General features: G+C 65.7%; 12 protein-coding genes. 9 read left to right on the plus strand and 3 right to left on the minus strand.

Annotation, left to right across the window (positions count from 1 at the left end; all coding sequences use genetic code 11):
* Positions 1 to 169 precede the first annotated feature (169 nt).
* The 7 genes from GTP90_RS33445 (at position 170) to GTP90_RS33475 (ending at position 5667) form a co-directional block, all read left to right on the plus strand.
* Positions 170 to 1039, plus strand: coding sequence for a CheR family methyltransferase (locus GTP90_RS33445; protein WP_161087562.1), 870 nt, complete (start codon positions 170 to 172; stop codon positions 1037 to 1039).
* Between the two features lie 9 nt (positions 1040 to 1048).
* Positions 1049 to 1648: a chemoreceptor glutamine deamidase CheD gene (gene cheD / locus GTP90_RS33450; RefSeq protein WP_117013630.1), complete on the plus strand. Its 600-nt coding sequence runs from the start codon at positions 1049 to 1051 to the stop codon at positions 1646 to 1648.
* A 53-nt stretch (positions 1649 to 1701) separates the two neighbouring features.
* Complete coding sequence (locus GTP90_RS33455) at positions 1702 to 2772, plus strand: protein-glutamate methylesterase/protein-glutamine glutaminase (protein ID WP_161087563.1); 1071 nt, start codon at positions 1702 to 1704, stop codon at positions 2770 to 2772.
* 133 nt (positions 2773 to 2905) lie between these two features.
* Entirely contained in the window at positions 2906 to 3295 is a 390-nt protein-coding gene (cheY, locus tag GTP90_RS33460) for a chemotaxis response regulator CheY (RefSeq protein ID WP_008450066.1), read from the plus strand.
* Positions 3295 to 3942: a protein phosphatase CheZ gene (gene cheZ, locus GTP90_RS33465; protein ID WP_161087564.1), complete on the plus strand. Its 648-nt coding sequence runs from the start codon at positions 3295 to 3297 to the stop codon at positions 3940 to 3942. The genes cheY and cheZ overlap by 1 nt, the downstream gene beginning before the upstream one ends.
* A gap of 45 nt (positions 3943 to 3987) precedes the next feature.
* The gene (locus GTP90_RS33470) at positions 3988 to 5193 is read left to right on the plus strand and encodes an EAL and HDOD domain-containing protein (protein WP_161087565.1); all 1206 of its coding nucleotides are present in this window, start codon (positions 3988 to 3990) and stop codon (positions 5191 to 5193) included.
* Positions 5194 to 5256: 63 nt separating this feature from the next.
* A complete protein-coding gene (locus GTP90_RS33475; protein ID WP_161087566.1) occupies positions 5257 to 5667 on the plus strand; it encodes a hypothetical protein in 411 nt (136 codons plus the stop codon).
* On the opposite strand, the gene panC is transcribed toward GTP90_RS33475, so the two are convergent.
* The 3 genes from panC to GTP90_RS33490 all read right to left on the minus strand — a co-directional run bounded on the left by panC (position 5664) and on the right by GTP90_RS33490 (position 7725).
* Complete coding sequence (panC, locus tag GTP90_RS33480; RefSeq protein ID WP_161087567.1) at positions 5664 to 6503, minus strand: pantoate--beta-alanine ligase; 840 nt, start codon at positions 6501 to 6503, stop codon at positions 5664 to 5666. The two genes, GTP90_RS33475 and panC, sit on opposite strands and share 4 nt — an antisense overlap.
* Before the next feature lie 43 nt (positions 6504 to 6546).
* On the minus strand, positions 6547 to 7395 hold the full coding sequence (locus GTP90_RS33485; RefSeq protein WP_371875166.1) for a segregation and condensation protein A: 849 nt from the start codon (positions 7393 to 7395) through the stop codon (positions 6547 to 6549).
* 120 nt (positions 7396 to 7515) lie between these two features.
* Positions 7516 to 7725, minus strand: coding sequence for a DUF3460 family protein (locus GTP90_RS33490; protein ID WP_161087569.1), 210 nt, complete (start codon positions 7723 to 7725; stop codon positions 7516 to 7518).
* A 147-nt stretch (positions 7726 to 7872) separates the two neighbouring features.
* Here GTP90_RS33490 and GTP90_RS33495 point away from each other — a divergent pair, with 147 nt between their 5' ends.
* Complete coding sequence (locus tag GTP90_RS33495; protein ID WP_161087570.1) at positions 7873 to 8772, plus strand: DMT family transporter; 900 nt, start codon at positions 7873 to 7875, stop codon at positions 8770 to 8772.
* 82 nt (positions 8773 to 8854) lie between these two features.
* A partial coding sequence (locus GTP90_RS33500) for a hypothetical protein (protein WP_217432060.1) occupies positions 8855 to 9501 on the plus strand: 647 nt, incomplete at its 3' end.

A 9501-nucleotide genomic window follows, 5' to 3' on the forward strand; every position in this document is an offset into this window, starting at 1 on the left:
GCCCGGCCCGCCGCCAAGCCGGCCGCGCCCAAGAAGCTGGCCTCCGCCGCGCCGGCCGCCGGCGACGAGTGGGAAGAGTTTTAATCAAGCTGTACCACGCCGTTCCCGCCCGCGCGGGAACGGCGGCGGCGTGGGCATTGTTAGTAGTGATAAATAAGAGGTTTAACATATGCCGCATACCAAAGACACCGTCAAAGAGTTTGACTTCAACGCCAAGGACTTCGAACGCGTCCGCGGCCTGATCTACAAACGGGCCGGCATCTCGCTGGCCGACAGCAAGCAGGAGATGGTGTACAGCCGCCTGGCGCGGCGCCTGCGGGCCACCGGCATCGGCTCCTTCGGCAAGTACCTGGACGACCTCGAGGCCGGCCGCCTGGGCGAGGAGTGGGAGTCGTTCACCAACGCCCTGACCACCAACCTGACCTCGTTCTTCCGCGAGGCGCACCACTTCCCGCTGCTGGCCGAGCACATCCGGCACAAGCGCGAACCGATCACCATCTGGTGCTCGGCCAGCTCGACCGGCGAGGAGCCGTACTCGATCGCCATGACCGTGTGCGAGGCGTTCAACACGCTCACCCCCAACTGCCACATCATCGCCACCGACATCGACACCAATGTGCTGGCCACGGCCGCCAACGGCGTGTACACGATGGACCGGCTGGACAAGATGTCGCCCGAGCGCTCGCGCCGCTTTTTCCTCAAGGGCAAGGGCGACCGCGAGGGCATGGCGCGCGTGCGGCCCGAATTGCGCAACATGATCACCTTCAAGCAGCTCAACCTGCTGGCCGACAGCTGGCCCATCAGCGGCCCGTTCGACGTGATCTTTTGCCGCAACGTCATGATCTACTTTGACAAGGCCACGCAGCGCAAGATCCTGTCGCGCTTTGTCCCCCTGATGAAACCGGACGCCCTGCTGTTCGCGGGCCACTCGGAGAATTTCCTCTACGTGTCGGAGTCGCTCAAACTACGCGGCAAGACGGTGTACGAGCTGGACGATCAACACCGTGGCGCTGCCCTCAAGGCAACGCAACGTACATGAGAGTAAACCATGGACCTCGAACAATTTGCCACGAACGTGTATTACGACAGGACGTTCGACTGTGAAGCCGCCAAGATCCTGCCGGGCGAGTACTACTTCACCAACAAGGACATGTTGATCGTGACCGTGCTGGGCTCGTGCGTGTCGGCCTGCATCCGCGACCGCGTGACCGGCCTGGGCGGCATGAACCACTTCATGCTGCCCGACGGCGGCAGCGACACCAACAGCCCGGTGTCGGCCTCGGCCCGCTACGGCACCTACGCGATGGAAATCCTGATCAACGACCTGCTCAAGGCCGGCGCCAAGCGCGAGAACATGGAGGCCAAGGTGTTTGGCGGCGGCGCCGTGCTCAAGGGCTTCACCGCGATCAACGTCGGCGAGCGCAACGCGGCCTTCGTGCTGAACTTCCTCAAGGTCGAGAAGATCCGCGTGGTGGCCGAGGACTTGAACGACATCCACCCGCGCAAGGTGTACTTCTTCCCGCGCACCGGCAAGGTGCTGGTCAAGAAGCTGATGCAGACCCATAACGACACCCTGGCCAAGCGCGAGATCGAATACGCCAGCCGCCTCAAGGTGGCGCCGGTGGGTGGCGAGATCGACCTGTTTTGATAGTGTTAGCGATAATGATAGTGGGCCTTTTGCCCGGAAAGTAGCATTTTATTATGAAGATCAAAGTCCTGATCGTCGACGACTCCGCGCTGATCCGCAGCGTGATGAGCGAGATCATCAACAGCCAGCCCGACATGGAAGTGGTGGGCACGGCCCCCGATCCGCTGGTCGCGCGCGAGCTGATCAAGCAGACCAACCCCGACGTGCTGACCCTGGACGTCGAGATGCCCAAGATGGACGGCCTCGACTTCCTGGAAAAGCTGATGCGCCTGCGCCCGATGCCGGTGGTGATGGTGTCCTCGCTGACCGAGCGCGGTTCGGAGATCACCATGCGCGCGCTGGAACTGGGCGCGGTGGACTTCGTCACCAAGCCGAAGATCTCGATCCAGGCCGGCATGCGCGAGTACACCGAGCTGATCACCGACAAGATCCGCGCCGCCTCCAAGGCCCGGGTGCGGGCCCGCACGCTGCCGCAGCCGGGCGCCGAGGGCCAGGCGCAGCTGCCGCAGCTGCGCAATCCGCTGACCTCGTCGGAAAAGCTGATCATCATCGGCGCCTCCACCGGCGGCACCGAGGCGATCCGCGAATTCCTGATGCAGATGCCGTCCGACTGCCCCGGCATCCTGATCACCCAGCACATGCCGGAAGGCTTCACGCGCTCGTTCGCCAAGCGCCTCGATTCGCTGTGCAAGATCTCGGTGCAGGAAGCGGCCGGCAACGAGCGGGTGCTGCCGGGCCACGCCTACATCGCGCCCGGCCACTCGCACCTGTACCTGACCCGCAGCGGCGCCAACTACATGACCAAGATCGACCAGGCCGAGCCGGTCAACCGCCACCGGCCGTCGGTGGACGTGCTGTTCCGCTCGGCCGCCCAGTGCGCCGGCAAGAACGCGGTCGGCGTGATCCTGACCGGCATGGGCAAGGACGGCGCGGCCGGCATGCTGGAGATGAAGCAGGCCGGGGCGTATAATTTCGCCCAGGACGAGGCCAGCTGCGTGGTGTTCGGCATGCCGCGCGAGGCGATCGCGGTCGGCGCCGCCCACGAGGTGGGGGCGCTGCAGGCGCTGCCGGGCATGGTGCTGGGCTACCTGGCGGCCCACGGCATGCGCGCTTTGCGGGTATAAAAAGCATTAAATCGTCAAGTGTGACGTTTTACTGCTACTTTGTTCGCCTTCAAGCAACGAAAATGCTATCCTACAACTTGCTGGCAATTGCAGATACTATTAACAACCGCGTAGAGAAACAACGGAGTAATTCATGGCTGATCCAAAGATGAAATTTTTAGTCGTTGACGATTTTTCGACGATGCGCCGCATCGTCCGGAATCTGTTAAAAGAACTGGGTTATGCCAATGTCGACGAGGCCGAAGACGGCGTGATGGCGCTGGCGAAGCTGCGTGCCGAATCGTTCGACTTCGTCGTGTCCGACTGGAACATGCCGAACATGGACGGCTTGACGATGTTGCAAAACATCCGTGCCGATCCCGCGCTGGCCAAGCTGCCGGTGTTGATGGTGACCGCCGAAGCCAAGAAGGAAAACATCATCGCGGCGGCCCAGGCCGGCGCCAATGGTTACGTGGTCAAGCCGTTCACCGCCGCAACGCTGGATGAAAAGCTGAACAAGATCTTCGAGAAACTCGGAGCTTGATGATGGTTGAGCAACAAGGCGGCGCCACCGCGGCTGCGGTGGAGCCGAACGAGGAGTTTTTGTCGCGCATCGGTCACATGACGCGCGCCCTGCATGAAAGCCTGCGCGGACTGGGGCTGGATAAATTGATTGAAAAAGCGGCGTCCGACATTCCGGACGCCCGCGACCGGCTGGACTACGTGGCGCGCCTGAGCGAAGACGCGGCGCAGAAGGTGCTCAACGCCACCGACGCGGCCAGTCCCCTGCAGGACCAGATCGCCGGCGACGCCAGGCAGCTGAGCGCCTCGTGGAACGGCCTGCTGGCGGCCGGCGCCTCGGACGAGCAATGGCGCGCGCTGGCGCAGCAGACCGTGGCCGCGCTGGACGGCGCCACCGCCGGCACCTCGCAGACCAAGGCGCACCTGATGGACATCATGATGGCGCAGGATTTCCAGGATTTGACGGGGCAGGTGATCAAGAAAGTCACCTCGATCGCGCAAAACCTGGAGAAGCAGCTGGTGCAGATGCTGATCGACTTCGCGCCTGACCAGATGAAGAAGGAAATCGACAACGGCTTGCTGAACGGACCGCAGATCGATCCGACCCGCGAGAACGTGGTGGCTGACCAGGAGCAGGTGGACGACTTGCTGGATAGTCTGGGCTTCTGATCTGTACCGGCCCGTTCGCCGCGGGCTTCCTCCGAGACGAGCATCATGCATCAGACCAATTTCATCGTCCGTGAGCCGCTGCTTGACCCCAAGCAGCGCGTGGTTGGGTATGAGCTCTGCTGGCAGCAGCAGGGGGCGGCGCCATCGTCGCCCGCCGCGCTGGAGGCGCTGCTGGACTTCGTGGCCGGCCAGGTGGTCGACGACGACAACTGGCTGCTGCGCGACAAAATCCTGTTTCTTGACGCGGTGCCGGCCATGCTGTCGGCCGACGCGCTGCACCGGCTGCCGCCGGAGCGCACCGTGCTCTCCCTTAAAACGGCCGAACTGGCCAACCCCGACACCTTGGCCGCCGTGCAAGGCTTGCGCGCGGGCGGCGTCGGCGTGCTGCTGCGCGAGGCCGACCTGGCCCGCATCGGCAGCCGCCTGCCGACCATCGCCTCGTACGTCGAGGTGCGCTTTTCCGGCGCCGACGTCGGCAGCCAGGCGCGCGCGTATGCGGCGCTTAAGCAGTCGAGCGTGGGCATGGTGGCGCGCCCGGTCAGCAACTGGGCCGACTTCGACGCCTGCGCGGCGCTGGGCCTGAACGCCTTCGTCGGCAAGCTGCACCTGACGCCACGCCCCAGCACCGACGCCAAGGGCCTGAATCCGGCCCAGACCATCATCATGCAGCTGATGCAGATGGTGCGGCAGAACGCCGACATTGCCCAGCTGGAGGCCGTGCTCAAGCGCGACGCCACGCTGTCGTACAAGCTGCTGCGCTTCATCAACTCGGCCGGCTTCGGCGCCGGGCGCGAGATCCAGTCGCTGCGGCAGGCGCTGACCCTGCTGGGCTACACGCCGCTGTACCGCTGGCTGACCCTGCTGCTGGCCACGGCCAGCACCTCGGGCTATTCGCCGGTGCTGCTGGAGACGGCGGTGGTGCGCGGCCGCCTGGCCGAGCTGCTGGCGCAGGCCGCGCTGGGCAAGAGCGAGGCGGAGAATGTATTCGTGGCGGGCATGTTCTCGCTGCTGGACCGGCTGCTGGGCATCGCCATGCAGGAGGTGCTGGCCAACATCCAGCTGTCCGACGACGTGGTGGCCGCGCTGCTCACGCGCAGCGGCAAGTACGGGCCGTTCCTGGCGCTGGCAGAAGCGTGCGAGCTCAGTTCCGACCTGGTGGCCTCGCTGGCCGCGTCGCTCAAGCTGTCGCCCGAGGACGTCAACCGCGCCCATCTCTCCGCGCTGGCCTGGGCGCAAAACGTCGCCGCCTGATCCGTCTCAGGCGCGGCGCGTGCGTGCGTTGACAGGGCAGGTTGCGGGGCGGATCATCGGCCTATGAACTCCAATGCCGACAAAGACTATATCGATGCCAAGGTGGAAGGTCTCGATGCCAGGCTGGCTGCCGTCAGCGGCACGAGTGACGCCAGGTTCGGCGCGGTTGATGCCCGCTTCGACGCCACCGATGCCAAGCTTGAAGCCATCATGGCGAAGATCGAGAGCGCTTTCCAGCGGGCCACCTCGCAGATGGTCAAATGGATGGTTGGCGTATTGGCGGCGGGGATCACCATCGTCGTCACGGTGATGACCTTTGTGCTGAACAACGCCATCCCCAAGGCGCAGCCGGTTGCGCCCGCCGCGCCGGCCGCCGCTGCGGTGCCGGCCGTGCTCATTCAGGTCACGCCGCAGGGCGTCACCGTGCAGCCCTTGGCTCCGGCGGCGCCCGTGGCGCCACCGGTCAAGCCTTAGATTTCCAGATTGTCGATCAGGCGGGTCGAGCCCAGCTTGGCGGCGGCCAGTACCACCAGCGGCGTGCCTTGGGCCAGGTCGCCCGCGCTTGGCGGCTGCAGGTCGATGCGCTTGCGGATCGAGATGTAGTCCGGCTTCCAGCCGCGCTTGGCCAGGTCCTCCATCGCCTTGTGCTCCAGCTGGAACACGTCCAGATGGCCGGCGCGCACTTCGTTGGCGACGAAGTTCAGGCTCTGGTACAGGGCCGGCGCCTCGGCGCGCTCGTCCGGCGACAAATACATATTGCGCGACGACAGCGCCAGGCCGTCGTCCGCGCGGTAGGTCTCGGCCGCGATGATCTCGGTCGGCAGCGCGAACTGGCGGCTCATGTTACGCACGATCATCAGCTGCTGGTAATCCTTCTTGCCGAACACAGCCACGCGCGGTTGCACGCACGAGAACAGCTTGAGCACCACGGTGGTCACGCCGGTGAAGAAGCCGGGACGGAACTCGCCCTCCAGCGTGTTGCCCAGGTCGTCCGGCGGACGCACGCGGAACTCCTGCGGCTCCGGGTACAGGTCCTTCTCGGTCGGCGCGAACAGCACGTACACGCCTTCCTTCTCCAGCTTCTCGACGTCGGCCTGGAAGGTGCGCGGGTATTTGTCGAAGTCCTCGTTCGGGCCGAACTGCAGGCGGTTGACGAAGATCGACGCCACCACCGGGTCGCCGTGCTTGCGCGCCAGGCGCATCAGGGACAAATGGCCCTCGTGCAGGTTGCCCATGGTCGGGACGAAGGCGGTGCGCAGTTGGCCGCTGAGTTGGTCGCGCAGTTCTTCAATGGAAGTGATGATTTTCATGACTAGGTCGCTATGAGCGTAATGGGAATGGGTGGGGCGCCGTTCAGGCCGGCGAATATGCCAGCCGCACGTAGATCGGCGCGAACGGCTCGGCCTGGGTAATTTCGATCAGGGTTTCCTTGGCCAGCTCCAGCAGCGCGACGAAGTTCACCACCACCACCGGCACGCCGCCGGCGATGTCGAACAGGTCGGCGAACTCGACGAAGCGGCTCGATTGCAAACGCCGCAGGATGCCGGTCATGTGCTCGCGCACCGACAGTTCCTCGCGGCTGATCTTGTGGTGCTGGGTCAGCTTGGCGCGCTTCATCACGTCCAGCCAGGCTTGCTGCAGGTCGATGGCCTCGACCTCGGGCCAGCTCGGCACCAGGCTTTGCTCGATGAAGATCTGGGTGCGCACGAAGTCGCGGTCCAGCTGCGGGATCGTGTTCAGGTCGTAGGCGGCCAGCTTGATTTGCTCGTATTCCAGCAGGCGGCGCACCAGCTCGGCGCGCGGATCCTCGCTCTCGATGTCGAGCTCGGACGGACGCTGCGGCAGCAGCATGCGCGACTTGATTTCGATCAGCATGGCCGCCATCAGCAGGTACTCGGCGGCCAGCTCCAGGTTGGACAGGCGGATCTGGTCGACATATTTCAGGTATTGCAGCGTCAGCTGCGCCATCGGGATGTCGAGGATGTTGAAGTTTTGCTTGCGGATCAGGTAGAGCAGCAAGTCCAGCGGACCTTCGAAGGCGTCGAGGAAGATTTCCAGCGCGTCCGGGGGGATGTACAGGTCGTTGGGCAGCTTGAGCAGCGGCTCGCCGTACAGGCGGGCGAGGGCGGCCACCTCGGTGGTGACGGCGGCCGCCTCGGCGGCGGCTGCGTCGGCCACATCGGCGGTCACCGCATCGGTCATGGCGGCGGCGTCGGCCAGCTCCGGCGACAGTGGCGCCGCCACGCCGGCGAGTTCGCCGTCGCTTGCTGGCGGCTGCACTTCAGCCGTATCGTCTGGCAACATCCTTGCCGCCCTGAATGCTTAGACCTTGTTCTGGTAGACGTAGGCTTGTTGCTTGATGGCCGATTTCATCTGGCGCTCCTGCTCGTCCAGCGATACCGGCGGACGGTCCCACAGCAGGGCGCGGCCCTGTTGCTGGCCAGCTTCCATGCCCGGATTCTTTTCCTTGAGCGCCTTGATGAACAGGGTGTGCTCGGATTCGTACATCGAATGTTGTTTGGAGAGTTTCATATTTTTCAAGTGGGTGGATCAGCAACGGCTATTTTACCGCGCCGCAGCAGCCGGACGCCAATCCTATCGGTGGCCGCCAGCGAGAAATGGCGGAATCGACTATGCTTAAGTTGCAATATTGCATAGTTTCCCCCGATAAAACCCCTGATGAGCACCCGCCTGACGCCCCGCACCGTTTTCCTGCTGACCCTGCCGCCGCTGCTGTGGGCCGGCAATTCCATCGTCGGCCGGCTGGTGCACGACCAGCTGCCGCCGGTGCTGCTGAACCTGTTGCGCTGGGTGCTGGCGGGCGCCATCCTGCTGCCGCTGGCCGGGCCGGTGTTCTCGCGCGCGGCCGGCATGTGGCGCTACTGGAAGCAATACGCGCTGCTGGGCCTGCTCGGCATCGGCCTGTACAACACGCTGCAATACATGGCGCTGCAAACCTCGACGCCGATCAACGTCACGCTGGTGGCGTCCGGCATGCCGGTGTGGATGATGCTGACCGGCTGGCTGTTCTTCGGCGTGCCGGTCAGCCGGCGCCAGATGGCCGGCGCCGTGCTGTCGATCGCCGGCGTGCTGCTGGTGCTGGCGCGCGGCGAGTGGCGCCATGTGCTGGAGCTGCGGCTGGTGGCGGGCGACCTGTTTATGATCTTGGCCACCATCGCCTGGTCGCTGTACAGCTGGCTGCTGACGCGGGCGCGCGAACCGGCCGCGCTGCGCGCCGACTGGGCCGGCTTCCTGCTGGCGCAGGTGGCGTTCGGCGTGCTGTGGTCGGGCGGCTTCGCGCTGGGCGAGCAGGCGCTGGGCGCCCAGCCGGTGCAATGGAGCTGGACGCTGGCGGGCGCGCTGGCCTACGTGGCGGCCGGGCCGGGCGTGATCGCCTTCCGCTGCTGGGGCGCAGGCGTGCAGGCGGCCGGACCGGCGATCGGCGCCTTCTTCGTCAACCTGACGCCGCTGTTCACCGCGGTGCTGTCGGCCGCCTTCCTGGGCGACGCGCCGCACGGCTACCACGTGGCCGCGTTCGCGCTGATCGTCGGCGGCATCGTGGTGTCCGCGCGGCGCTAGCTGAAAGGTTGACGGAGCGTAACAAACTGCTTGCCGGGCCACTTTACACTGCAGCTTCGCCAACTTCCTCGGGAGCGACAGCATGTGGCACAGCGCATACACCACCACCGGCATCCTGGCGGCAGCGGCCCTGATCGGCGCCGCCACGCCCACCCACGCGGCGCCCGCCGAGCCCAGCCTGCGGGACGCGCTGGCGCCCGGCTTGCTGGGCCTGTATCCCAGCGAACGGTTCAAGCTGGCCACCGGCCGCTGCCAGGATTGCGCCGCGCCCGAGCAGGCGCTGTGGTACTTCAACGACGACATGATCGCCGTAGCCAAGGCCGACCCGGCCGGCTACGCGCCCCGGCTGCGGGCGCAGGAAGACGTCCTGGCCTGGCTGATCGGCGGCGGCGGGCGCCCGCGCGACCAGCCGCCGCCGCTGGTGTGGATAGGTTCGCCGCATGTGGCCGAGGGCCGCCTGGGCGCGGACGCGCGCTTGGCGCGGGCCGACGGCGCGGCCTCGCTGGCGGTCGAGCTGACGCCCAAATTGTCCACCAACCGTTCCTATGTCGATCCCGCCAGCCTGGCGTTCTTTGCCGGCGGCGATGTCAAGGCGCGCGGCGCGCTGACCGAGGAGCGCTTCGTGGTGCGCACGCTGTGGCCCAAGCGCTACGCCATCGGCGCGGCGGCGCCCAGCCAGCCGCTGGCCGGCGGCGAGACGGTCGAAAGCCTGGTGCGCGCCGCGCATGG

The organism is Duganella vulcania (genome assembly GCF_009857655.1).
GTDB lineage: Bacteria > Pseudomonadota > Gammaproteobacteria > Burkholderiales > Burkholderiaceae_D > Rugamonas > Rugamonas vulcania.